Source organism: Pseudomonas sp. TWR2-1-1, from assembly GCF_049897045.1.
Lineage (GTDB): Bacteria > Pseudomonadota > Gammaproteobacteria > Pseudomonadales > Pseudomonadaceae > Aquipseudomonas > Aquipseudomonas versuta.
In genome coordinates this window covers 121,658-146,492 of record NZ_JAFCVM010000003.1, presented here as the reverse complement: position 1 = coordinate 146,492, position 24,835 = coordinate 121,658, and the positions used below count along the sequence as shown (strand labels likewise).

Below are 24,835 nucleotides of genomic sequence, written 5' to 3'. Positions count from 1 at the left end.
TCAGTTGGCGATTTTCGGGAGGGCCTATGTTTTCAGCACCGCCCATCCTAGCAGCTGACGAGCAGCGCGAGGCTGCGTCCAGGAACGCAGTTCTCGTATATTCGGCTCTTTCTTTGGCGTAGAGACTATAAATAGCAGTCGCGACGACTACTACCCAGCCTGACGCGGCCTCGCCCTGCTCGACCGCTGCTACGCCACTTTTTGCGCAGGCACAAAAAAAGCGACCCTAAGGTCGCTTTCTTTGTAGCTTCAGAGAGTTCAAGGGCTCTGAAGCAAATATGGCGCAGCGGACGGGACTCGAACCCGCGACCCCCGGCGTGACAGGCCGGTATTCTAACCGACTGAACTACCGCTGCGTATCGCTCGGACTTGCGTCCGTTTGAAATCTTTAAATCTGTGACTGAAGAGCTTCGGTGCTTTTCAATCGCAAGCCAGGCGAACCTGACTTGTACAAATATGGCGCAGCGGACGGGACTCGAACCCGCGACCCCCGGCGTGACAGGCCGGTATTCTAACCGACTGAACTACCGCTGCGCGTCGGTTGGTTGTTCTTTTCAGAACGCCCTTTCTCTTTCGAGAAACTCAAGAAGTGGTGGGTGATGACGGGATCGAACCGCCGACCCTCTGCTTGTAAGGCAGATGCTCTCCCAGCTGAGCTAATCACCCTTTGCTTCGTTGAGGCCGCGAAATTTACGCAGGTATTGAACCTAAGTCAAGGACAAGGTTGAGTTTTTTTCAAAACAAGCAAAAAACCCAAACCACGCTCCCGAAGGGTGCTTATCCCTGGTAAACCATTTTCTTGCTCATGCCACCATCCACCACAAACTCCTGCCCTGTCACGAACCCGGCATTGCGCGACAGTAACCATGCAACCATGGACGCAACGTCTTCCACGGTGCCTGCACGGCCTGCCGGGTGCTGGGCGTGATCAGCGTCGGTGAGCGGCTCTGCACGCCGCACAGAAGGATCCCGGGCATCAATCCAGCCCGGACTGACCGCATTGACCCTGATCTCCGGACCCAGACTGATGGCCAGTGCGTGAGTCAATGCCAGCAAGCCGCCCTTGCTCGCCACGTAAGCTTCGGTATCAGGCTCGGATTGACGGGCACGGGTGGAAGCCAGATTGACGATCGAACCACAATGGGCTCGCAAGTAAGGCGCGCAATGTTTGGCCAGCAGCATGGGACCGGTGAGGTTGACCGCCAGCACCCGGTTCCAGTGATCCAGGTCGAGGCTTTCGAGCGTCATATTGTGCGGGTCAGCAATGGCAGCATTGCTCACCAGCGCATCCAGACGCCCGAACTGCCCCAGGACCTGAGCCACACAACCGATGACATCGGCCTCGACTGACACATCCATGGTCACGAACCAGGCATTTTCACCCAGCACCTTGGCCACTTTAGAGCCCCGGGCTCGGTCGATGTCGGTCAGTACCACCTGCCAGCCTTCACTCACCAGCCACGCGGCGATCCCCAGACCAATGCCCCGCGCAGCGCCGGTAACCAACGCCACACGCCCATTACCGGCCACCGGTGCCTCAAGGATCATATCGTTCACAGTGCGGCCAGGCCTCGCGCCAGATCTGCTTGCAGGTCGGCCACATCCTCCAGGCCCACGGCGATGCGGATCAGGCTGTCATGAATGCCTGCAGCTGCACGCTCCTGCGGCGCCAGGCGACCATGGGAAGTGGTGGACGGATGGGTGATGGTGGTTTTGCTGTCACCCAGGTTGGCGGTGATGGAAATCAGGCGCGTGGCATCGATAAAGCGCCATGCGCCCTCTTTACCGCCCCGGACTTCGAAACTGACCACCGCGCCAAAACCGCGCTGCTGGCGTTGAGCCAATGCATGCTGCGGATGGCTCTTGAGGCCCGCATAGTGAACTTTTTCAACGCCATCCTGCTGCTCCAGCCACTCAGCCAGGGCCTGGGCACTGGCACAGTGAGCACGCATGCGCAGGTTCAAGGTTTCCAGCCCCTTGAGGAAAATCCAGGCATTGAACGGGCTCAGGGTCGGCCCGGCAGTACGCAGGAAGCCCACGATTTCCTTCATCTGCTCAGCACGACCGGCAACCACGCCGCCCATGCAACGACCCTGGCCGTCGATAAACTTGGTGGCCGAATGCACGACAATGTCCGCACCGAGCTTGAGCGGCTGCTGCAAGGCAGGCGTGCAGAAGCAGTTGTCGACCACCAGCATGGCCCCCTTGGCGTGGGCTATCTCTGCCAGAGCCGCAATATCCACCAGCTCAGCCAGCGGATTGGAAGGCGACTCGACAAACAGCAATCGGGTGTTGGGCTTGATCGCCGCGTCCCAGCCAGACAGTTCAGCCAGAGGCACGTAATCGACCTGCACGCCGAAGCGCTTGAAGTATTTCTCGAACAGGCTGATGGTTGAGCCGAAAACGCTGCGTGAGACCAGGATATGGTCACCGGCACTGCACAGACTCATGACCACAGACAATATCGCCGCCATGCCGGTCGCTGTCGCAACGGCCTGCTCCGCACCTTCGAGGGCCGCAATGCGCTCTTCGAAAGCCCGAACGGTGGGGTTGGTGTAACGCGAATAAACGTTGCCCGCGACTTCGCCAGAGAACCGTGCGGCTGCATCTGCAGCGGTACGGAACACGTAACTGGACGTCAGGAACATTGCATCACCGTGCTCGCCTTCTGGCGTACGGTGCTGGCCAGCACGTACAGCCAAGGTGTCGAACGCTACGCCCTCGAGGTCGCTGTCCAGCCGACCCGCCTCCCAATCCTGACTCATGCTGCCCACTCCTTGCCTTGTATTGGATAAACGCAAACCGGCCCATCAGGGCCGGTTTGGGAACACTTAGTTGTTGTACAAGCCTATCGTCGCACCGACACCCTGAGCAACCACCTTGGAAGCATCGTTGCGCGCACGCTCGATTCTCTCCAGGTAGTTGTCATCGACATCCCCGGTGACGTACTTGCCGTCGAACACGGCGCAATCGAACTTGTCGATCTTGATCTTGCCACCACCGACGGCTTCGATCAGGTCAGGCAGATCCTGATAGATCAGCCAGTCTGCGCCGATCAGCTCGGCCACTTCCTGGGTGCTGCGATTGTGTGCGATCAGTTCGTGAGCGCTTGGCATGTCGATGCCATACACGTTCGGGTAGCGCACAGCCGGAGCTGCCGAGCAGAAGTAAACATTTTTGGCACCGGCTTCGCGGGCCATCTGAATGATCTGCTTGCAGGTAGTACCGCGCACGATCGAATCGTCCACCAGCATCACGTTCTTGCCACGGAACTCAAGTTCGATGGCATTGAGCTTCTGGCGCACGGATTTTTTACGTGCAGCCTGGCCCGGCATGATGAAAGTACGGCCGATATAACGGTTTTTTACAAAACCTTCGCGGAACTTGACGCCCAGGTGGTTAGCCAGCTCCAGCGCTGCGCAACGGCTGGTGTCCGGAATCGGGATGACCACATCGATATCATGATCCGGGCGCTCGCGCAGGATCTTCTCGGCGAGCTTCTCGCCCATGCGCAGACGAGCCTTGTACACCGAGATACCGTCGATGATCGAATCCGGACGCGCCAGGTAGACATGTTCGAAGATGCACGGTGTCAGTTGCGGGTTAACCGCGCACTGACGGGTGTGCAGCTTGCCGTCATTGGTGATGTAAACGGCTTCGCCCGGTGCCAGGTCACGAATCAGGGTGAAGCCCAATACGTCCAGGGACACGCTTTCGGAAGCGATCATGTACTCGACGCCTTCATCGGTATGACGCTGGCCGAACACGATAGGGCGAATGGCGTTCGGGTCACGGAAACCGACGATCCCGTAACCGGTAATCATCGCAACCACAGCGTAACCACCGCGGCAGCGGTTGTGTACGTCAGTGACCGCTGCAAACACGTCTTCTTCGGTTGGCTGCAACTTGCCGCGCTGAGCAAGCTCATGGGCGAACACGTTGAGCAGCACTTCCGAATCGGAATTGGTGTTGACGTGGCGCAAGTCAGATTCGTAAATCTCCTTGGCCAGCTGTTCAACGTTGGTCAGGTTGCCGTTATGCGCCAGGGTGATGCCATATGGCGAGTTGACGTAAAACGGCTGGGCCTCAGCTGAAGTCGAGCTGCCAGCGGTTGGATAGCGCACATGACCAATACCCATGTGCCCGACCAGACGCTGCATGTGCCGCTGATGAAATACATCGCGAACCAGCCCGTTGTCCTTGCGCAGGAATAACCGGCCTTGATGGCTGGTCACAATACCGGCAGCATCCTGGCCGCGGTGCTGGAGGACGGTTAGCGCGTCATACAGCGCCTGATTGACGTTCGACTTACCGACGATACCGACGATGCCACACATGCGACGCAACCCCTACTTAATGGATCTGAACTGAACACCACTTACCTGGCCAGATTGGCCGGCAAGAGATGCTCCTTGAACGGAATATCAGCAGGAACGCTGATACCGCTGGCCAACCATTGGCTACTCCATCCCAGAATGAGATTTTTCGACCAATCGGCGACCAATAGAAATTGTGGCACGAGCCTTGACCCTTGCCACCATGAGTCTTGCTGTACCGGCCCCAGGCTCAAGAGCCCGACCGCCACGACCACCAGCAACGCGCCACGCGCAGCGCCGAAGGCCATGCCAAGAAAACGATCGGTCCCGGACAGCCCGGTGACGCGAATCAGTTCGCCGATAAGAAAATTGATCATTGCGCCTACCAGCAAGGTGGCGACAAACATGATGGTGCACCCGACGATAACGCGGGCGGAAGGTGTTTCGATGTATCCGGAGAGATATTGGGACAGTGAACCGCCGAACATCCAGGCTACAACCCCGGCAATGATCCAGGTGCACAGCGACAGGGCCTCTTTAACGAAGCCGCGCTTCAAGCTGATCAAAGCGGAGATGGCGATAATTGCAACGATCGCCCAGTCAACCCAGGTAAATGGCACAGTTCAGCCTACGGACAGATAAGGCGGCGCATTTTAGCAGAGCGCCGCCGCTCAAGTAAGGCGATTTATCAGTGCTTTGGCAATCAGATGACACCTTTTTATCCGATCAACCACGCTCTGGCTGGAAGCGCACCACAAAACCCTTGAGATTTTGCTGCTTGCCGAGCAGATCGCGCAGGCGATCGGCCTCTGCCCGCTCGAGCAATGGACCGACAAAAACCCGATTCATCCCGCCCGACGACCGGACGTAAGCGTTATAACCTTGATTTCGAAGGGTTTTTTGCAGGCTATCGGCGCTCGCGCGATTGGACAGACTCACCAGCTGAACAGACCAACTGATCGGTAAACCATTGGGATCAAGACGCTTTTGCGTGGTATCGAGCTTGGCCGGCGCCTGGGCCACAGCCTGAGCCGGAGTAACAGCCGGTGGTTTCGGGGCTGCAACGACAGGCTTCACTACTGGCGGGGCTACCGGTGCCGAGGGCTGCTGCACGACGGCTTCCTGTTCTGGCGGCGCAGGCTCTTGAGCGATCACCTGAGGCTCGGGCACCGGAACCGGCTCAACCTTTACCTCAGGCATGACCGGCATCTGCGGCGCTGCCGGCGCGTCGACCTGAATCTGGCGCTGTTCATCCTCACGGGAAAACAGCATCGGCAAAAAAATCACCGCCAGCGCCACCAGTACCAGGGCGCCCACCATTCGCTGCTTGTATACCTTATCCAGCAAAGCCATTTGCAGCCTCCTCCGTGGCACGCCGCTCCAACCATTCGAGCGCTTCAGCGACACAATAAAATGATCCGAACAACAGGATTTCGTCTTGCGGGGTCGCCTGCTGGCACTGCGCTTCAAGCGCCGCGCCGACACTGTCAAAAACCGATACCGATGCCCCCAGCCCCTGCAGCGAGGCTTGAAGCTCAGCTGCAGACCGGGTGCGACCGGTGTTCAACGGGGCCACAGCCCACTCAGCCACCACAGGCGCCAGTTGTGACACTACGCCATCCAGGTCCTTGTCTGCCAGCAGTCCAAATACCGCCAGGCGCTTGCCCGCTACCGGGCGCTGCTCCAGACGTCGGACCAGATATTCCGCTGCATGGGGGTTATGGCCCACATCAAGCAGCATGTTCAGGGTTTTGCCGTGCCAGTTGAACTGACGGCGATCCAGCCGGCCGGTCACGTGCGTAACCAGCAACGCTTCAATAATTCGTTCAGGCTGCCAAGGCAGCTCTGTCAGCGCATAAGCCTGCAAGGCCAGCGCTGCGTTCTCCATCGGCAAATCCAGCAGCGGCAAGTCGCGCAATTCAACCACCTGCCCTGCCGCATTCAGACCCTGCCAATGCCAAACAGTGTCAGCAGTGGCCAGATTAAAGTCACGACCACGCACAAACAGAGGGCAACCCAACTCACGTGCCTTGTCGAGCAAGGGTTGAGGCGGGTTCAAGTCACCACAAAGAGCGGGCTTGCCTGCGCGAAAAATGCCGGCCTTTTCATAAGCGACGGACTCACGGGTATTACCGAGGTACTCCACGTGATCCACGCCAATACTGGTGACCAACGCCAGGTCGGCGTCTACCAGATTGACCGCATCCAGTCGCCCGCCCAGACCGACTTCCAGCACCACGGCATCAAGTTGCGCACGCTCGAACAGCCAGAAGGCGGCCAGCGTGCCCATTTCGAAATACGTCAACGAGGTCTGGCCCCGTCCCGCCTCCAAAGCACTGAAGGCTTCACAAAGCTGCTCGTCAGAGACCTCGGCACCATCGATCTGCACGCGCTCGTTGTAGCGCAGAAGATGAGGCGAGTTATAAACCCCCACCTTCAGCCCCTGCGCTCGCAGCAAGGACGCTACAAACGCGCAGGTTGAGCCTTTGCCGTTGGTGCCAGTGACCGTCACCACCCGAGGCGCGGGCTTTTGCAGGCCCATGCGGTTCGTTACCTCGCGTGCGCGATCCAGGCCCATGTCGATGGCAGATGGATGCAACTGTTCAAGATAGGCGAGCCACTCGCCAAGGGTGCGCTCAGTCATATATTTGCAGGCACCGGCGGGACAACGATTGCTTCAACAGGCGGCGCCACGAACACAGGCGTAGGCAGACCCATCATTTGTGCCAGCAGGTTACCCAGACGCGGGCGCAGTTCCTGACGGGCAATAATCAAATCGATTGCGCCGTGCTCCAGCAGGAACTCGCTGCGCTGAAAGCCTTCAGGCAGTTTTTCACGAACGGTCTGCTCGATGACACGCGGGCCGGCAAAGCCGATCAGGGCCTTGGGTTCAGCCACGATCACATCGCCGAGCATCGCCAGGCTGGCTGATACACCGCCATAGACAGGGTCGGTCAATACGGAGATAAACGGGATGCCTTCTTCGCGCAGACGCGCCAGTACCGCTGAGGTCTTGGCCATTTGCATCAGGGAGATCAGGGCTTCCTGCATCCGCGCACCGCCGGAGGCTGCGAAGCAGACCATCGGGCAGCGATTTTCCAGTGCGTAGTTGGCAGCACGGACAAAACGCTCGCCAACGATGGCACCCATCGAGCCGCCCATGAAGGAGAACTCAAATGCAGATACCACGACCGGCATACCCAACAGGGTGCCACTCATGGAGATCAGGGCATCTTTTTCGCCCGTCTGCTTTTGCGCACCGACCAGACGGTCCTTGTACTTTTTGCTGTCACGGAATTTAAGACGGTCTACAGGCTCCAGATCGGCGCCCAGCTCGTTACGGCCATCGGCATCCAGGAAGATATTGATGCGGGCACGTGCGCCGATACGCATGTGGTGATTACATTTGGGGCAAACGTCCAGGGTCTTTTCCAGCTCCGGACGATAAAGCACAGCGTCGCAAGACGGGCATTTGTGCCACAGGCCTTCAGGTACCGAGCTCTTTTTGACCTCGGAACGCATGATCGAAGGAATCAGCTTGTCTACCAACCAGTTGCTCATGCTTTCTTTCTCCAGTACCGGTGGCCAGAACGCTTGGGTTCAGGCCCCGTGTATGCCCTTGAGCTAAATTCATTAGGTGTGTGGCGATGATTACCGGGTGAAGCGGTCAGCACACGGCAAACCAGCGTAACCCCCGGACCCTCAGCCTTCCCGACAACACGCCCCAGAGCGGCCGCCAGTTTAATTTATGCCCGTCGAACCACCGGGCCCGCCTGCGTTATACAGCGGTAATGATGGACGGTGGCAGACTGCCAACCGTCACATCGCGCATCAGTTTGTTGCGCGAACTGCCTGCATGAAGGCACGAATCCTGTCGTGGTCCTTGATGCCCTTGCTCTTTTCTACACCGCCACTGACATCAACGGCATAAGGCCGTACCTGAGCAATAGCCTGCGCCACGTTCCCGGCAGACAAACCGCCTGCGAGAATAATCGGCTTGCTCAAACCCTGCGGTATCAATGACCAGTCAAATGCCTGGCCGGTTCCCCCGGGTACGCCTTCTACATAGGTATCCAGCAAAATGCCACTGGCGCGCGCATATGCCTTGCAGGCAGCAGCGATGTCATCACCCGCCTTCACTCGCAACGCCTTGATCCAAGGGCGGTGATAACCCTCGCACTGTTCAGGGGTTTCATCGCCGTGAAACTGCAGTAAATCCAGCGGCACAGCATCAAGTGTTTCATTGAGCTCACAAGCAGTGGCATTGACGAATAGCCCGACCGTGGTCACAAAAGGCGGCAAGGCGGCAATGATCCCGCGCGCTTGCTGCGCCGTTACCGACCGCGGGCTTTTTGCGTAGAACACAAAGCCGATGGCGTCAGCCCCGGCATTTACAGCTGCCAGCGCATCATCTATGCAGGTAATACCGCAGATCTTGCTGCGAACGGCTGACATGTCGATTACACCTCAAGAAACGCGAAAGCCCCGGATGGTAACAAATGCTTATCCGGGCGTCAGCCGTCCAGTTCGGTAAAACCGGTCAGGAAATGTGGGCCAATGTAACGTTGCGGCAACTGGAACTCTTCGTGATATTCAACTTGCACCAGATACAGGCCATAAGGATGCGCGGTCACGCCCCCCGTGCGGCGTATCCGGCTCTCCAGCACTTCCTTCATCCACTCCACCGGCCGCTCGCCTGTACCGATGGTCATGAGCACCCCGGCAATGTTGCGCACCATGTGATGCAAAAAAGCACTGGCGCGAATATCCAGCACGATCATCTGGCCGTGACGCGTCACCCGCAGGTGATGCAGTTCCTTGACCGGCGATTTGGCCTGGCACTGACCGGCACGAAACGCGCTGAAGTCGTGCACGCCCAACAAGTAACGGGCCGCTTCGGCCATCCGCTCGACATCCAGCGGGCGATGGTTCCAGGTTATTTCCTGATTCAGGTGCGCAGGGCGAATCTGATCGTTGTAGATCACATAGCGATAACGCCTGGCGATAGCTTTGAAGCGCGCATGAAAATGCGCTGGCATGACCTTGGCCCAACTGACACTGATGTCATGGGGCAAGTTGATGTTGGCGCCCATGACCCAGGCCTTGAGCGAGCGCTCGGCCCGGGTGTCGAAGTGCACCACTTGTCCGCAGGCGTGGACACCCGCATCGGTGCGACCTGCACAGAGCAATGAAACCGGGGACGCAGCGACTTTCGACAAGGCGTTTTCCAGGGTTTCCTGGACCGTCAGCACACCACTGGCCTGACGTTGCCAGCCGCTGTAACGCGACCCTTTGTATTCCACGCCCAACGCGATTCGGGAAAAGCCTTCGGCGGCCATTTCAGCTGCCGGGTTATCTATATTTGCCAAGGTGCTACAGCCTGCTCATGAACGCAAAGTCGGCCATTATAAGGCGCACCCGCAAAGACGCCATGAAACAAATGATGCCAGGCCTGAATCAGCACAGGGTTTGCGCCGTCCAGGACCTGACATCAATCGCCGGGGGATCACGCCAGTCGTGACAACAACTCCAGAGCTTCAGCCTGCTGCTGCGGGTTACCCTCTTCTACAACTTCCGTCAGGATGTCGCGGGCACCTTCGTCATCACCCATATCGATATAAGCCTGAGCCAGGTCAAGCTTGGTCGCCGTTTCATCAGCACCCGACAAGAAGTCAAACTCGGGCTCATCGGCAAAAGACGGCAATACCGATGGCTGCTCAAGGCTTTGCGACAAGCGCTGCAACTCGGCATTGACCTTGTCCAGTTCAAGCGAAAAGCTGTCCGGCTCGGCGGCAGGTGCAGCCGGCTCGTCAGCCAGCGACAAGTCGAAATCAGCCGGCAGATCAAGATCAAAGCCGGACAAGTCGTCCCCGGACGCCTCAGCCTGTTGCTTCAATACATCTTCAAAGCTTGGCTCGCTATCGGGATTGCTCTCGGGCGCCAGCTCCGCAGGCGAAGCCGCTTCAAGATCATCGAGACTCAGGTCAAAGTCCTGATCAAACTCATCAAGTGTGTTCTGCGGCTCCGGCTCGACTTCCCGATCATCGCGCATCATTTCCTTGACGAACTGGGCCTGCAATTGAGCGGCAACAGCAGCCGTGGCGATACCGGCAGCCAGCGCCATGGCCGGATAGCGTTGCTTGAGCTGTTCAACCTCAGCATGATTTTTGCCATTGGCAACCAGCTGACGCTCCTGAGCGATAAAAGCATCACGCTCACCCAACTCGCCATAGACCTGCATCAACTTGAGGCGGAGATCGCTGCGTTGCGGCTCTTGCTCGATGGCGCCTGCAAGCAACTGCTCAGCCTCGTTCAGTTGGCGCTGCTCAATCAGCTGCTCTGCCTGTATTAGTGCATCAGCCCCCGGTTTGGACAACGACACGCCAGCCACCACAGGTGCAATGACGGGGGCCGCTGGTGCTGCCGGTGCCGGTGCCGGTGCCGCATCGAGCTTGACGCTCGGCGGTGGAACTTCAAGCCCTTCAAAGCTGCCGGGCGGCATGTCCAGATCAGATGGAAACTCAGCTTCTTCCTCAAGTTCGCGAGCCATCCGCGCATGCTTCAGAGCGGTCTGCTGAGCTTTACGTCGACGTGCCAGCAGCAACAGCAGTAACAACAGCAAGACCGCTGCACCACCGACCAGCCCCATCAGCACCGGGCTGCCCAGCAAGTCCTGAATATTACGTTCTGCACGCGGAGTCGCGCTGCCATCCTGCGCCGGAGCCGGTGGTACCGCAGTCGCCGGCGCACCCTCCTGTGCCGCAGCGATGTCCGCTTCCGGAGAATCCCCGGCTTGGGGCGCCAACTGTGCGGGTATCGCCGCTGCCGGATCGACAGGTGTCGAGCTGTCAGCCTGCAACTTGGCCAATTGGTCGTTCTTCAACTCGATCAAACGCTGCAGTTTGTCCAGCTGACTTTGCAAATCCTGCATCCGGCTTTGCAGCTCGGCATTTTCACGACGCGCGGAGTCCAGCCCCTCCTCGGTCATCGCCAGCTTGTCACTGACATTTTTGGCATCCCCAACCGCCCCCTTGCCCTTGGCTGCACTCGCAGCAACCAGGCTCAGGCTGTCAGTACTGTCAGCCCTGGCAGGAGCCTTGGCCACAACGGACTGGCGACCTGTCGCATCCAGTTGCTGGGCCAGAGGTGTCGTACGACGCCCGCTGCGCCAATCGGCATTCTGTGAAGCGACTTCATTGACGGCCTTGCCAGGGGACAGCTGAACGCTTTGTGCGGCATCCGGCAAGCGCAATACCTGACCTGTTTTAAGCCGATTGATATTGCCGTTGATAAAGGCATCAGGGTTGAGCGCCTGAATCGCCAGCATGGTCTGCTGGACCGAGCCGCCATTGCGCGCCTTCGCGGCGATTTCCCAAAGCGTGTCACGGGACGTGGTGGTGTATTGGCCAGACGCACTTGCAGGGGCGGAAGAGGCAGCTGCCGCGGTTTGAGGAGAGAACTTGGCCGGATCCAGCAATACGCTGTAGTCACGCAACAAGCGGCCACTTGGCCACATCACCTGTACCAGGAACTTGACGAAGGGCTCGGACAAGGGCTGGCTGGAGGTGACTCGCAGCACGCTCTTGCCATTGGCATTGATCACCGGGGTAAAACGCAGGTCATCGAGAAATGCCGGACGCGGCACTCCGGCCTTGGTGAACTCGTCAGGCGGGGCCAGACTGGGCACAACTTCAGCAGCGGTCAGATCCTTGACGTCCAACAGCTCGATTTCAGCCAGCAGAGGCTGGTTCTGAGTCGACTTCAGGGTCAGCTCTCCGAGCCCAAGCGCCTGCGCCATACCGGATGACAGCGCCGAAGCGGCGGCAATTGCTAACACTAATTTGCGAACCTGAAGCATAGCCTCTTCCTTATTGATACAGGCCTCGTCCACGAGGCCTGTATAGCTTCTGGAACCCTGCTGGAAATTGACGCCAAGTATCTTTTACAGAAGGTCTTTTATCAACAACTCAGCCAGTTGCACGGCATTCAAAGCTGCGCCTTTTCTTACGTTATCTGACGTCATCCAGAAATTAAGTTCAGACGTATCGTCTACAGCATGGCGCACGCGACCGACATACACCACGTCTTGCCCTACCGCATCGCCTACAGCCGTAGGGTAGTCGCCCGCCTCAACCAGCTCGATGCCTTCTGCGGCTTCAAGCGCCACATTGACCGCATCCAGATCGACCGGCCCGGCAAGTTGCACCGAGACACTAAAGCTATCGCCAAAAAACACGGGAGCTTGAATGCAGGTGACCGAAACTTTCAGCGCGGGCATGCCCAACACTTCACGCAGCTCGCCAACCAGGCGTTTTTCCAGAGGCACGTGGCCTTGTGCATCAGGCTTGCCCACCTGAGCCAGGAGGTTAAATGCCATCTGGCGATCAAAAAAACTGGTCTCCAGCGGATGCAGATTCAGAAGCGCCGTTGTCTGTCGCGCCAGTTCGGAGACGGCTTCACGCCCCTGAGCAGAAACTGCCAGACACGCCGTCACAGTGACCCGCTGAATATCCAGCAAGCCGCGCAGTGGCGCCAACGCCACGGCAAGCGCGGTCGCCGACGGGCTCGGGCTGCTGATTTGCAGCGGCTTTTTCAAACCGGCCAACACTTGGGCATTGGCCTCGGGCACCACTTGTGGCGCCTGGGCCGCAGGCAAGGCACCGGACAGATCGATCACTGCACAACCGGCGGCGCTGGCTTTGGCGACAAAGCTCAGCGTCACGGCCGGGCCGGCAGCAAAAAACACCAGCTGCACTTTGCTGAAGTCGAAATCATCGACTTCACGCACTCTTACGTTTTTGCCCCGAAAAGGCACCGAATGCCCGGCGGACTCACTGCTGGCCAGCAAGTGCAGGTTTGTAACCGGAAAACTGCGCTCTTCAAGAATTTGCACAATGGTTTCGCCGACAGTGCCGGTGGCGCCAACGACGGCGATATCAAAGGACTGGTTCATGCATCTACCTCAGGCGAAACGTGGGGAGCGGCACTGTACCGGGCGTGACCCTTGCAGGCAACGGACAGTACCGGGTACGGCGCGGCTAGAAAGTGGCGCTCATTAAAAAGCCCGCCTCTCTTGCGAGAAGCAGGCCTGGCTGCAACCGGTGGCGATTAACGCTCCAGCAGAATCCGCAGCATGCGGCGCAACGGCTCGGCCGCGCCCCACAACAACTGGTCACCCACGGTGAACGCACCGAGGAACTGCGAACCCATGTTCAACTTGCGCAGACGGCCAACCGGCACATTCAGGGTACCTGTGACCTTGGTCGGGCTCAGCTCCTGGATGCTGTCTTCGCGGTGATTGGGCACCAGTTTGACCCAAGGGTTGTGCTGGCTGATCAAACCTTCGATGTCGGCAATAGGCACATCTTTATTCAGCTTGATGGTCAAGGCCTGACTGTGGCAACGCATCGCACCGATACGTACGCAGATCCCGTCCACAGGAACCGGGTTTTTGAAACGACCCAGGATCTTGTTGGTTTCGGCCTGCGCCTTCCACTCTTCGCGGCTTTGACCGTTTGGCAGCTCTTTGTCGATCCACGGGATCAAGCTGCCGGCCAATGGCACGCCGAAGTTCTCGGTCGGGTATGCATCGCTGCGCATGGCTTCGGCGACACGACGGTCGATATCGAGGATGGCGCTGGCCGGATCGGCCAGTTGATCCGCGACAGCAGCGTGGGTCGAACCCATTTGCTTGATCAGCTCGCGCATGTTCTGCGCGCCGGCACCGGAGGCCGCCTGATAGGTCATGGCGCTCATCCACTCCACCAGACCGGCTTCAAACAGGCCGCCCAGCCCCATCAGCATCAGGCTGACAGTGCAGTTGCCGCCGATGTAGTTCTTGGTGCCCGCATCCAGCTGCTGATCGATCACGCGACGGTTGACCGGATCCAGAACGATCACCGCGTCATCCTGCATCCGCAGGCTCGAGGCCGCATCGATCCAGTAACCTTGCCAGCCCGCCTCACGCAGCTTGGGGAACACCTCCGTGGTGTAGTCGCCGCCCTGGCAGGTCAGGATTACATCGAGGGTTTTCAACTCTTCAATGTTGTAAGCATCCTTGAGCGGGGCGATATCCTTGCCCACAGACGGACCTTGTCCACCGACATTGGAGGTAGTGAAAAACACCGGCTCAATAAGATCGAAATCCTGCTCTTCCAGCATCCGCTGCATGAGCACGGAACCAACCATACCGCGCCAACCGACCAGACCTACACGCTTCATCACAACGACACCTTTAACAAAAAGTGGGGTCGTTACTTCCACCAACAGGAAGTAACGGGCCAGAGAGATTACAGATTCTGTAGCGCCGCGACTACTGCATCGCCCATTTCCTGTGTTCCGACCCTGGTGCAACCTGCCGACCAGATGTCTCCGGTACGCAAGCCCTGATCCAGAACCAGGCTGACTGCCTGCTCAATGGCATCGGCAGCAGCGGTCTGATTGAAGCTGTAGCGCAGCATCATCGAGACCGACAAAATGGTTGCCAGCGGGTTGGCAATGCCCTGACCCGCGATGTCCGGCGCCGAGCCGTGGCACGGCTCGTACATGCCTTTGTTGTTGGCATCCAGGGAGGCCGACGGCAGCATGCCGATGGAACCGGTCAGCATCGAAGCCTCGTCGGACAGGATGTCACCGAACAGGTTGTCGGTCACGATCACATCGAACTGCTTGGGTGCACGCACCAGCTGCATCGCGGCGTTGTCGACATACATGTGGCTCAGTTCAACGTCCGGGTAGTCCTTGGCCACTTCCTCGACCACTTCGCGCCACAGCTGGCTGGAGGCAAGCACGTTGGCCTTGTCCACCGAGCACAGCTTTTTGCCGCGTACACGGGCCATATCGAAACCGACCCGGGCGATACGGCGAATTTCGCTTTCGCTGTACGGCAGCGTGTCATACGCCTGACGCTCGCCGTTTTCCAGCTCACGGGTGCCACGCGGCGCGCCGAAGTAAATACCGCCGGTCAACTCACGAACGATCAGAATATCCAGCCCGGCAACGATTTCAGGCTTGAGGCTCGAAGCATCAGCCAGTTGCGGGTAAAGAATGGCCGGACGCAAGTTACCGAACAGCCCCAGTTGCGCACGGATTTTCAGCAGGCCGCGCTCAGGACGGATGTCACGCTCGATCTTGTCCCATTTAGGGCCACCCACGGCACCCAGCAATACTGCGTCGGCAGCACGGGCACGCTCCAGGGTTTCATCTGCCAGCGGTACGCCATGCTTGTCGATGGCTGCGCCGCCGAGCACGTCATGGGTCAGCTCGAAGTCGAGCTGGAACTTGTCATTGGCCAGCTCCAGCACTTTTACAGCCTGGGCCATGATTTCCGGGCCGATACCGTCACCTGGGAGAATCAGAATCTGCTTGCTCATGGGTCTCTCGCTACCTGTCAGTTGATCCCCCAAGGGGCATCCTTAATTTTTATTGTCCGGTGCTTTTATCTTTCACACCAAAGAACCAATACGTCGGTACTGAACGAACCATCCGGTTCGATTTCAAAATAATCGCGCACTTCAGTGCCCATTGACTGCTGCAACTGGCGAATGGCCACGCTCATGGTCACGGGCGTACGCATGCGCTCAATCCAGGAGCCGAACTCTAAACGCAAACGCTGACGCTGTGTGCTGCGCGTATGCAACCCGGCCTCACTGACCTGGCGCAGCCATTCGCCAGCAGAGTAATCACGTACATGGCTGGTATCGCGCAGCACCTCGACACTTTGCAGATAAGTATCGAACAGCGGGCTACCGGGGGACATCACGTCGATAAAAGCGGCTACACCGCCGGGCTTGAGCACCCGCCGCACTTCGCGCAGGGCTTGGCCCAGGTCGCTCCAGTGGTGAGCCGAATAACGGCTGAGCACATAATCAAACTCGCCATCGGCAAACGGCAGACGCTCCGCCGCACCGCACTGGGTGCTGATATTGCCCAGACCACGATCTTTGGCGGCCGCGCTGACAACATCGAGCATTTGCTGCGACAGGTCGTAGGCCACCACCTCGTTAACCAGTGCCGCCACATGAAAACTGACATGACCGGCACCGCACCCCAGATCCAGTACCCGGGCATCCGGCTTGTCCGCCAGCTCAGCCTGTAGCAGGCCGAACTCGGTGCCTTGCGCATGCACGGCACTGCTCAAATAGGCCGAAGCCTGTTCACCGAATTGCTTTTGTACAACCTGACTGTGGCGTGCGGTGCTGGTCATGCTGAGGTCCTTTATTTAATTGACTACCCTGATCGCTGTAGGAGCGAGCTTGCCTCGCGATCAGAGCCGGCACTACGCGACTCCGGTAGGAGCGAGCTTGCTCGCGAGCTCTTCTCAAGCGTCGCGAAACAACCAGGGCTGGCTCGCGCGATGCTTGCTTTCAAACGCCGCAATCGCCACGTCGTCCTGCAACGTCAGGCCGATATCGTCCAGACCGTTGAGCAGGCAATGCTTGCGGAAGGCATCGATCTCAAACTTCAGCACCTTGCCATCCGGACGAGTCACAGTTTGCGACTCAAGGTCGATACTGAGCTGATATCCCGGCTCGGCCTCGACCTGAGCAAACAGCTCATCAACCTCTGCGTCGCTCAAAATGATCGGCAACAAGCCATTCTTGAAGCTGTTATTGAAGAAGATGTCGGCATAGCTCGGCGCGATGATGCTGCGAAAGCCGTATTCTTCCAGCGCCCAGGGCGCGTGCTCACGGCTGGAGCCGCAGCCGAAGTTTTCACGGGCCAGTAACACGCTGGCACCCTGATAGCGCTCGGCGTTGAGCACAAAGTCCTTGTTCAACGGGCGCCGGGAGTTGTCCTGGTACGGTTGCCCAACATCCAGATAGCGCCACTCGTCAAACAGGTTCGGGCCAAAGCCGGTGCGCTTGATCGATTTCAAAAATTGCTTGGGAATGATCTGGTCGGTATCCACGTTGGCCCGATCCAAAGGAGCGACAAGCCCGGTGTGCTGAGTAAAAGCTTTCATGCGGAGCTCCTTAAACCAATTCGCGGACGTCGATGAAACGACCGTTCACAGCGGCTGCAGCGGCCATTGCCGGGCTCACCAGGTGAGTACGGCCACCGGCGCCCTGACGGCCTTCAAAGTTACGGTTGGAGGTCGACGCGCAGTGCTCGCCCGACTCCAGGCGGTCCGGGTTCATGGCCAGGCACATCGAACAGCCCGGTTCGCGCCATTCAAAACCGGCCTCCAGGAAAATCTTGTCCAGACCTTCGGACTCTGCCTGGGCTTTAACCAGGCCCGAGCCGGGCACCACAATCGCTTGCTTGATGGTGGAAGCCACTTTGCGGCCCTTGGCAACCACGGCAGCAGCGCGCAAGTCTTCGATCCGCGAGTTGGTGCATGAGCCAATGAACACCCGGTCCAACTGGATATCGGTGATCGCCTGATTGGCGTTCAGGCCCATGTACTTCAAGGCCCGCTCAATCGAGCCACGTTTAACCAGATCAGCTTCCTGCGCCGGATCGGGAACGTTCTGATCAACCGCCAAAACCATTTCAGGCGAGGTACCCCAGCTGACTTGCGGCTTGATCTGTGCGGCATCGAACTTGATGACGCTGTCAAACTGCGCGTCGGCATCGGAAACCAGATCCTTCCAGGCTTCGACAGCCATATCCCATTCGGCGCCCTTGGGTGCAAACGGGCGACCCTTGACGTAGGCCACGGTCTTTTCATCCGCTGCAACCAGGCCCACCCGGGCACCGGCTTCGATCGACATGTTGCAGATGGTCATGCGCCCTTCAACCGACAAATCACGAATCGCACTGCCGGCAAACTCAATGGCGTGACCATTGCCGCCTGCGGTGCCGATTTTTCCGATCACTGCCAGCACGATGTCCTTGGCGGTCACGCCGAACGGCAATTGACCTTCAACCGAGACCAGCATGTTTTTCATTTTCTTGGCCACCAGACACTGCGTGGCGAGCACGTGCTCGACCTCGGAAGTGCCGATACCGTGGGCCAACGCGCCGAATGCACCATGGGTCGAGGTGTGCGAGTCACCGCAAACCACGGTCATGCCCGGCAAGGTCGCGCCCTGTTCGGGGCCAATGACGTGAACGATCCCCTGGCGGATGTCGTTCATTTTAAATTCGGTAATGCCGTACTCGTCACAGTTGTCGTCGAGGGTTTGCACCTGCAAACGGGAAACCTGGTCAGCAATTGCTTCGATCCCGCCCTTGCGCTCCGGCGTGGTCGGTACGTTATGGTCCGGGGTCGCGATGTTGGCATCGATACGCCAAGGCTTGCGCCCTGCCAGACGCAGCCCTTCAAAGGCCTGCGGCGACGTCACTTCATGAATGATATGACGATCGATGTAGATCAGCGCCGAGCCATCGTCGCGCTGTTTCACCAAATGCGAATCCCAGAGCTTGTCGTAGAGCGTTTTGCCGGCCATCAGACGGTTTCCTCATCAGCTTCTTTTCTATGCCAATACCCACTTGGCTTGTGAGGTCGATCCTATGGCGTTACAGTGAATAACTCAAATTCATAATTTTCATGCTTTGGATAACCAACAGGAATTCGAATAGATGGATCTCGCGAATCTCAATGCTTTTATCGCCATTGCTGAAACCGGTAGTTTTTCCGGGGCCGCGGAACGTTTGTTTCTGACCCAGCCGGCGATCAGCAAGCGCATCGCCAGTATTGAGCAGCAACTCAAGCTCAGGTTGTTTGACCGGCTGGGCCGCGAGGTCAGCCTGACCGAGGCAGGCCGGGCCTTGCTGCCGCGCGCCTATCAAATCCTCAACGTGCTGGATGACACCCGCCGGGCGCTGAACAACCTCAATGGCGAGGTCAGTGGCCGCCTCACTCTGGCCACCAGCCATCACATTGGTCTGCACCGGCTACCGCCCCTGCTGCGCGAATTCACCCGCACTTACCCCAAGGTCGCGCTGGATATTCAGTTTCTGGATTCAGAGGTGGCCTACGAAGAAATCCTCCATGGCCGCGCCGAACTGGCAGTCATCACTCTGGCGCCAGAGCCGCACTCGCTGATTCGCGCCGTGCCCGTGTGGAATGATCCGCTGGACTTCGTGGTCGCCCCCGAACATACCCTCACCGGCCGCCCGGTTGTCAGTCTGGCCGACATTGCCCACCATCCGGCGGTGTTTCCGGGCGGCAATACCTTTACTCATCATATTGTGCAGCGCCTGTTTGAAGCCCAGGGCCTGACGCCCAATATCGCCATGAGTACCAACTACCTGGAAACCATCAAAATGATGGTTTCCATCGGCCTGGCATGGAGCGTGCTGCCGCGTACTATGCTCGATGAGCAAGTGGCATCGATCGAGTTGCCCGGCATTCAACTGACCCGCCAGCTAGGCTACATCGTGCACACCGAGAGAACGCTGTCGAATGCCGCGCATGCTTTCATGAAGTTACTGGATGCACAGGTCGACACGCATCACAGTGACCAGCCCTGAGATCGCTCCAGCGGTTCAGAAACAAAACCGTCTCAATGGATCGAGATCCAAGGATCGCAGTCAATGCCATACCAGAGATATGCCAGCCACCCACTAGACGGTTTGACACAAATTGCCTCCCCATCGCTGGAGCAAGGCGGACAAAACAACGGGGAGGAGCAGCCCTGGTACTGGGACATTGAAATGGGGCTGATCTGCAATGCAACCCATCGGCGCATACGCCTGCAAGCGCTCAAGAATTCAGAAAAGCGCTTCGCCACACTCTTTCATTTATCGCCCCATATGGTGCTGCTGGTACGCATCGAAGACGGATTGATCAGCGAGGCCAACCATTGGTTCGAGCGTTTGCTGGGCTGGCCGTTAAACCAGGCAATCGGGCGCACTACGGTCGAACTGGGGATTTGGCCCGATCCTTTGCAGCGCAAACAATTCGTCAAGAAAATACGCAGCAAAAATGCCTCAGTGAGCATGGAAGTCTCCCTGCAGGGTCGGGACGGACAACTGCACGACGGCATCCTCAGCGCACAAAAAGTCGAACTGGAGGGCGAGGCCTATCTGGTCAGTACCTTCATGGACACCCGCAAAAGCAAAGAAGCCGCGCAAGCGCTGATCGACAGTCAGGAGCGCCTGGACCTGGCGCTGGACTCGGCACAAATGGGCACCTGGGACTGGGACATTCCCAGCGACAGGCTCTACGGCTCGGCCCGTGCAGCCCAGCTGCACGGCCTGCCGGCAGAACCGTTCAATGAGTCATTCGAAGCGTTCTTCGAGGGTGTGCCCGACGCCGAGCGTGACAGTATGCGCGACAGCTACCGCACACTGCGCGAGGGGCCCGCCGGGAGTTATCAGTTGACCTATCGGGTGCCCGCTGAAAACAACACTTCACGCTATATAGAAAGTCGCGCCCGGCTCTATCGCGACGCTGACGGTGCGCCGCTGCGCATGGCCGGCACCCTGCTCGACATCACCGAGCAGGTGGAGCGCGAACAACGCCTGAGCGCCTCCGAAGACAAATTCGCCAAGGCATTCCACTCCAGCCCCGATGCCATCACCATCAGCGAACTCGCCACCGGCAACTATCTGGAGGTCAATGACGGCTTCAGCCGGCTGACCGGATACAGCAGCGCCGAAGTGATTGGCCGCAGCCCCTACGAATTGGGAATCTGGGGGCAAAGCTCACAGCGTCAGGCATTACTCGACGAGATCAAGGAAAAGGGCCGTATCAGCAACCGGGAAATCCTGGGACGCTCCAGACGCGGCGACCTGATCAACGTCGAAATATCCATTGAACCGATCACCATTAATGACACCCCCTGCCTGCTGCTCACCGCCCGCGACATAAGCCAGCTTAAAACTGCCCAGGCCCAGGTCAGGCACCTGGCCTACCATGACCCGCTGACCAACCTGCCAAACCGCGCATTGCTGATGGACCGCCTGAGCCAGCAAACATCGCTGCATGAACGTCACGACCTGCGCGCAGCGCTGTTGTTTCTGGATCTGGACCATTTCAAACACATCAACGACTCACTCGGGCACCCGGTGGGCGACTCGGTACTCAAGATCATCACCGCACGCCTGGAAGCCAGTGTGCGCAACGAAGACACCGTGGCCCGCCTGGGCGGTGACGAGTTTGTCGTACTGCTGACCGGGCTTAAAGGCTCGCTCAAAGAAGTCACCCAGTCAGTGCGCAGTACCGCCGATACCTTGCGTGAACTACTGGCCGAACCCATGTTTCTTGATGGCCAGCGCCTGCAAGTCACCCCCAGCATCGGCATCGCCTTGTTGCCTGATCACGGCAGCACTGCCGCAGACTTGCTCAAGCGGGCCGACATCGCCCTGTATCGGGCCAAGGATTGCGGGCGCAATACAACTCAGCTGTTCGATTTCACGATGCAAACGGCGGCCAGCGAACGCATGGAAATGGAAAGCGCCTTGCGCACAGCGTTAGCGCGCAACGAGTTCAGCCTGCACTTTCAGCCACAAGTCGATGCCCGGGAAAACCGTATCGTCGGAGCCGAAGCGCTGTTGCGCTGGCAACATCCGCAACTGGGCGCCCAGTCCCCGGCAAACTTCATCAAAATCCTCGAAGACAGCGGCCTGATCCTCGAAGTGGGTGCCTGGGTCCTGGATGAAGCCTGCCGCTCGTTCGGCCAGTTGTTGCGCGAGGGCCTGATCGACCCCCGGACTTTCAGCCTGTGCGTGAACATCAGCCCACGGCAGTTTCTCCAGAGCGACTTTGTAGAACGGGTGCGGCACAGCCTGTTGCGCCACCACCTGCCCTGTTCGATCCTCAAACTGGAAGTCACCGAAGGCATCGTGATTCAAAACCTGGAAGACACCATCGCCAAAATGCAGCAATTGATGGCATTGGGCGTGAGCTTTGCGATGGACGACTTCGGCACTGGCTACTCCTCGCTGACCCATCTCAAGCGCCTGCCGGTCGACACCCTGAAAATAGATCAATCATTTGTACGCGACGCCATTAACGCCCCCAACGATACGGAAATCATCCGCGCTATTGTTGCCATGGCCCGCAGCCTGAAAATCAGGGTCGTCGCCGAAGGTGTCGAGCAATTGGCCCAACTCCAGTTTCTGCAAAGCATTGGCTGCCATCTGTATCAGGGCTACCTGCACAGCCGGCCGGTGCCAATGGCGCAATTTCGCGAGCTGCTGCGGCACTGAAAAACACCAAACACCCCTGTAGGAGCGAGCTTGCTCGCGAGCTCTTTCAATCAAGCACCGAAGAGCCCGCGAGCAAGCTCGCTCCTACATTCAACCTCCCTAAAAGCGCAGATTGCCCTGCAAACGGACTACTCTGCAGCCCCTCACAGCATGAAATAATCCAGCAGATCAGCCCCACCAAAAACAATAAGGACCCGCCATGCAGACCCCCGAGATTTTCATCCTGAGCGCCCGGCGCACAGCCATCGGCACCTTTGGCGGTGCGCTCAAGGACGTACCGCTGTGCGATCTGGCCACCACCGCAGTCAAAGCCGCACTCATCACCAGCCAGATCGATCCGCAACGCATCGGTCACGTCGTGATGGGCAACGTAATTCCAACGGCCCCCCAGGATGCCTATCTGGCGCGAGTGGCCGCTATCAACGCCGGCATTCCCAAACAAACCCCCGCCTACAACGTCAACCGCCTCTGCGGCTCGGGGCTGCAAGCGATCATTTCTGCAGCCCACACCCTGATGCTCGGCGATGCGGACTTCGCCATCGGCGGCGGAGCCGAGTCCATGAGCCGCGGCCCGTACTTGCTGCCCTCGGCCCGTTGGGGCGCGCGCATGGGCGATGCGCAAGTGCAGGACTACATGCTGGGGATCCTCCACGACCCGTTCCACGGCATTCACATGGGCATCACTGCCGAGAACATTGCCCAGCGCAACCAAATCAGTCGCGAGGTACAGGACGCCCTGGCACTGACAGACCAGCAACGCGCCGCCCAAGCCATTGCCCAGGGCTACTTCGAATCCCAGATCGCCGCGGTAGAGGTTCACGGGCGCAAAGCCAGCGTCATGTTCAACATCGACGAACATCCACGGGCCACCACCCTGCAACAGCTTGCGCAGATGAAACCGGCGTTCAAAAAAGACGGCAGTGTGACGGCCGGTAACGCCTCGGGGCTCAATGACGGCGCTGGCGCGCTGGTATTGGCCAGTGGCGCCGCGGTACAGGCTGACAACCTCGCCCCCGTCGCTCGCCTGGTGGCCTATGCCCACGCCGGGGTCGAGCCCGAGCTAATGGGCCTGGGACCGATCCCGGCCACGCGCCTGGCGCTCAAACGTGCGGGCTTGAAGATCGCGGACATGGATGTGATTGAGGCCAACATTGCCTTTGCCGCTCAGGCTTGTGCCGTGATGCAGGAGCTGGACATGGACCCGGCCAGGGTCAACCCCAATGGTTCCGGTATCGCACTGGGCCATCCGGTGGGCGCCACTGGCGCGATAATCGCGACCAAAGCCATTCACGAACTGCACCGGATAAAAGGCCGCTATGCACTGGCCACCATGTGCATCGGTGGCGGTCAGGGCATCGCGGTGATTTTCGAGCGAATCTGAACCTGTAGTCGCTGGTTTGTTACTCCGCCATCCGGCCAAATTTTCCCGACTGAAAGTCGACAAAGGCCTGATGGATTTCAGCATCGGTGTTCATCACAAACGGGCCGTGCCCCACAATCGGCTCGTCGATGGGCTCACCGCTCAGGATCAACAGCACCGCATCGTTATTGGCCTCAAGACGGACCTGAGAGCCGTCGCGGGCAAACAGTGCCATTTGCCCTTCGCGCACCATTTCCTGGCCATTGACCTCGACCGCTCCGTGCAGCACCACCAACACGGTGTTGCGGCCCTGGTGCAGATCGAGCGTGGTCGACTTGCCCGCGTTCAAGCGGATATCCCACACATCGATTGGCGTAAAGGTCCGCGCAGGGCCCCGCTGGCCATCGAACTCGCCGGCAATCAGGCGCAAGCGCCCGGCATTATCCTTAAGCGCCAGCTCAGGAATCTGGCGATCCACAATGCCCTGGTAGCCCGGCTCGGCCATCTTGTCCCTGGCCGGCAGGTTGACCCACAGCTGGACCATCTCCAGCGCGCCGCCACTGCGAGCAAACGCCTCGGAGTGGAACTCTTCGTGCAGGATCCCCGACGCAGCGGTCATCCATTGCACATCACCGGGCCCGATGACCCCGCCGTTACCGGTGGAATCCCGATGCTCGACTTCACCTTTGTAGACGATGGTCACCGTCTCAAACCCGCGATGGGGATGCTGGCCTACACCACGCCGCCCGGTGGTGGGCGTGAACTCGGCGGGCCCTGCGTAATCAAGCAACAAGAACGGGCTGACGTGCTTACCCATACTGTCGTAGGAAAACAACGTCCGAACCGGAAAGCCATCGCCGACCCAGTGCGGACGTGGGGCCGTATACACACCCAGAATTTTTTTCATGTTGCACCTCCTGTAAATCATGGCAACAAGGATAGATTCGTATCACCCATAAGACTAGACCGCGCCCACAACACTCAACGTTCTACTCATAGGACAACAACCTCCCCATCTCAACCTGTAGGAGCGAGCTTGCTCGCGAGCTGTTCCACC

General features: G+C 58.7%; 20 protein-coding genes and 3 tRNA genes. 3 read left to right on the top strand and 20 right to left on the bottom strand.

The annotated features are described in order from the left end of the window. Positions 1-279: 279 nt before the first annotated feature. The 19 genes from ACP7BO_RS08850 to leuC form a co-directional block, all read right to left on the bottom strand. Positions 280-356: transfer RNA gene (locus ACP7BO_RS08850), tRNA-Asp, on the bottom strand. Positions 357-457: 101 nt separating this feature from the next. Beyond that, positions 458-534 (bottom strand) — tRNA-Asp (locus ACP7BO_RS08845). Positions 535-590: 56 nt separating this feature from the next. Continuing rightward, positions 591-666, bottom strand: a tRNA-Val gene (locus ACP7BO_RS08840). A gap of 111 nt (positions 667-777) precedes the next feature. Further along, positions 778-1,548, bottom strand: coding sequence for an SDR family oxidoreductase (locus ACP7BO_RS08835; protein ID WP_397457257.1), 771 nt, complete (start codon positions 1,546-1,548; stop codon positions 778-780). A 5-nt stretch (positions 1,549-1,553) separates the two neighbouring features. Beyond that, positions 1,554-2,765, bottom strand: coding sequence for an O-succinylhomoserine sulfhydrylase (locus ACP7BO_RS08830; RefSeq protein WP_397456985.1), 1,212 nt, complete (start codon positions 2,763-2,765; stop codon positions 1,554-1,556). Positions 2,766-2,831: 66 nt separating this feature from the next. Beyond that, the gene (gene purF / locus ACP7BO_RS08825; RefSeq protein WP_060692931.1) at positions 2,832-4,337 is read right to left on the bottom strand and encodes an amidophosphoribosyltransferase; all 1,506 of its coding nucleotides are present in this window, start codon (positions 4,335-4,337) and stop codon (positions 2,832-2,834) included. Positions 4,338-4,378: 41 nt separating this feature from the next. Beyond that, positions 4,379-4,936 carry a CvpA family protein gene (locus tag ACP7BO_RS08820; RefSeq protein ID WP_060692934.1) on the bottom strand — a complete coding sequence of 186 codons (558 nt, stop codon included), beginning with the start codon at positions 4,934-4,936 and terminating at the stop codon, positions 4,379-4,381. Positions 4,937-5,042: 106 nt separating this feature from the next. Then, a complete protein-coding gene (locus ACP7BO_RS08815; protein ID WP_426209689.1) occupies positions 5,043-5,669 on the bottom strand; it encodes an SPOR domain-containing protein in 627 nt (208 codons plus the stop codon). Beyond that, positions 5,653-6,960, bottom strand: coding sequence for a bifunctional tetrahydrofolate synthase/dihydrofolate synthase (gene folC, locus ACP7BO_RS08810; protein WP_426209687.1), 1,308 nt, complete (start codon positions 6,958-6,960; stop codon positions 5,653-5,655). Before folC ends, ACP7BO_RS08815 begins: the two co-directional genes overlap by 17 nt. Continuing rightward, complete coding sequence (accD, locus tag ACP7BO_RS08805; protein ID WP_397456988.1) at positions 6,957-7,877, bottom strand: acetyl-CoA carboxylase, carboxyltransferase subunit beta; 921 nt, start codon at positions 7,875-7,877, stop codon at positions 6,957-6,959. Before accD ends, folC begins: the two co-directional genes overlap by 4 nt. Before the next feature lie 270 nt (positions 7,878-8,147). Continuing rightward, the gene (locus ACP7BO_RS08800; protein ID WP_426209685.1) at positions 8,148-8,771 is read right to left on the bottom strand and encodes a phosphoribosylanthranilate isomerase; all 624 of its coding nucleotides are present in this window, start codon (positions 8,769-8,771) and stop codon (positions 8,148-8,150) included. A 59-nt stretch (positions 8,772-8,830) separates the two neighbouring features. Then, complete coding sequence (truA, locus tag ACP7BO_RS08795; RefSeq protein WP_060692943.1) at positions 8,831-9,655, bottom strand: tRNA pseudouridine(38-40) synthase TruA; 825 nt, start codon at positions 9,653-9,655, stop codon at positions 8,831-8,833. A 167-nt stretch (positions 9,656-9,822) separates the two neighbouring features. Next, positions 9,823-12,174: a FimV/HubP family polar landmark protein gene (locus ACP7BO_RS08790; RefSeq protein ID WP_426209683.1), complete on the bottom strand. Its 2,352-nt coding sequence runs from the start codon at positions 12,172-12,174 to the stop codon at positions 9,823-9,825. Positions 12,175-12,258: 84 nt separating this feature from the next. After that, positions 12,259-13,269, bottom strand: coding sequence for an aspartate-semialdehyde dehydrogenase (locus ACP7BO_RS08785; protein WP_426209681.1), 1,011 nt, complete (start codon positions 13,267-13,269; stop codon positions 12,259-12,261). A gap of 155 nt (positions 13,270-13,424) precedes the next feature. Next, the gene (gene asd / locus ACP7BO_RS08780) at positions 13,425-14,537 is read right to left on the bottom strand and encodes an aspartate-semialdehyde dehydrogenase (RefSeq protein WP_060692948.1); all 1,113 of its coding nucleotides are present in this window, start codon (positions 14,535-14,537) and stop codon (positions 13,425-13,427) included. A gap of 68 nt (positions 14,538-14,605) precedes the next feature. Next, on the bottom strand, positions 14,606-15,688 hold the full coding sequence (gene leuB / locus ACP7BO_RS08775; RefSeq protein ID WP_003446163.1) for a 3-isopropylmalate dehydrogenase: 1,083 nt from the start codon (positions 15,686-15,688) through the stop codon (positions 14,606-14,608). Positions 15,689-15,753: 65 nt separating this feature from the next. Beyond that, positions 15,754-16,521, bottom strand: a complete 768-nt coding sequence (locus ACP7BO_RS08770) for a class I SAM-dependent methyltransferase (protein WP_426209678.1) — start codon at positions 16,519-16,521, stop codon at positions 15,754-15,756. Between the two features lie 114 nt (positions 16,522-16,635). Further along, positions 16,636-17,280, bottom strand: coding sequence for a 3-isopropylmalate dehydratase small subunit (gene leuD, locus ACP7BO_RS08765; protein WP_397456994.1), 645 nt, complete (start codon positions 17,278-17,280; stop codon positions 16,636-16,638). A gap of 10 nt (positions 17,281-17,290) precedes the next feature. Next, the gene (gene leuC / locus ACP7BO_RS08760) at positions 17,291-18,709 is read right to left on the bottom strand and encodes a 3-isopropylmalate dehydratase large subunit (RefSeq protein WP_060692956.1); all 1,419 of its coding nucleotides are present in this window, start codon (positions 18,707-18,709) and stop codon (positions 17,291-17,293) included. A 133-nt stretch (positions 18,710-18,842) separates the two neighbouring features. Here leuC and ACP7BO_RS08755 point away from each other — a divergent pair, with 133 nt between their 5' ends. From ACP7BO_RS08755 to ACP7BO_RS08745, 3 genes are all read left to right on the top strand, one after another. Then, positions 18,843-19,736: a LysR family transcriptional regulator gene (locus ACP7BO_RS08755; RefSeq protein WP_426209675.1), complete on the top strand. Its 894-nt coding sequence runs from the start codon at positions 18,843-18,845 to the stop codon at positions 19,734-19,736. Positions 19,737-19,799: 63 nt separating this feature from the next. After that, on the top strand, positions 19,800-22,418 hold the full coding sequence (locus ACP7BO_RS08750) for a sensor domain-containing protein (RefSeq protein WP_426209673.1): 2,619 nt from the start codon (positions 19,800-19,802) through the stop codon (positions 22,416-22,418). Between the two features lie 199 nt (positions 22,419-22,617). After that, complete coding sequence (locus ACP7BO_RS08745; RefSeq protein ID WP_426209671.1) at positions 22,618-23,799, top strand: acetyl-CoA C-acyltransferase family protein; 1,182 nt, start codon at positions 22,618-22,620, stop codon at positions 23,797-23,799. Between the two features lie 19 nt (positions 23,800-23,818). On the opposite strand, the gene ACP7BO_RS08740 is transcribed toward ACP7BO_RS08745, so the two are convergent. Beyond that, the gene (locus ACP7BO_RS08740; protein ID WP_426209669.1) at positions 23,819-24,685 is read right to left on the bottom strand and encodes a pirin family protein; all 867 of its coding nucleotides are present in this window, start codon (positions 24,683-24,685) and stop codon (positions 23,819-23,821) included. Between the last annotated feature and the right edge of the window lie 150 nt (positions 24,686-24,835).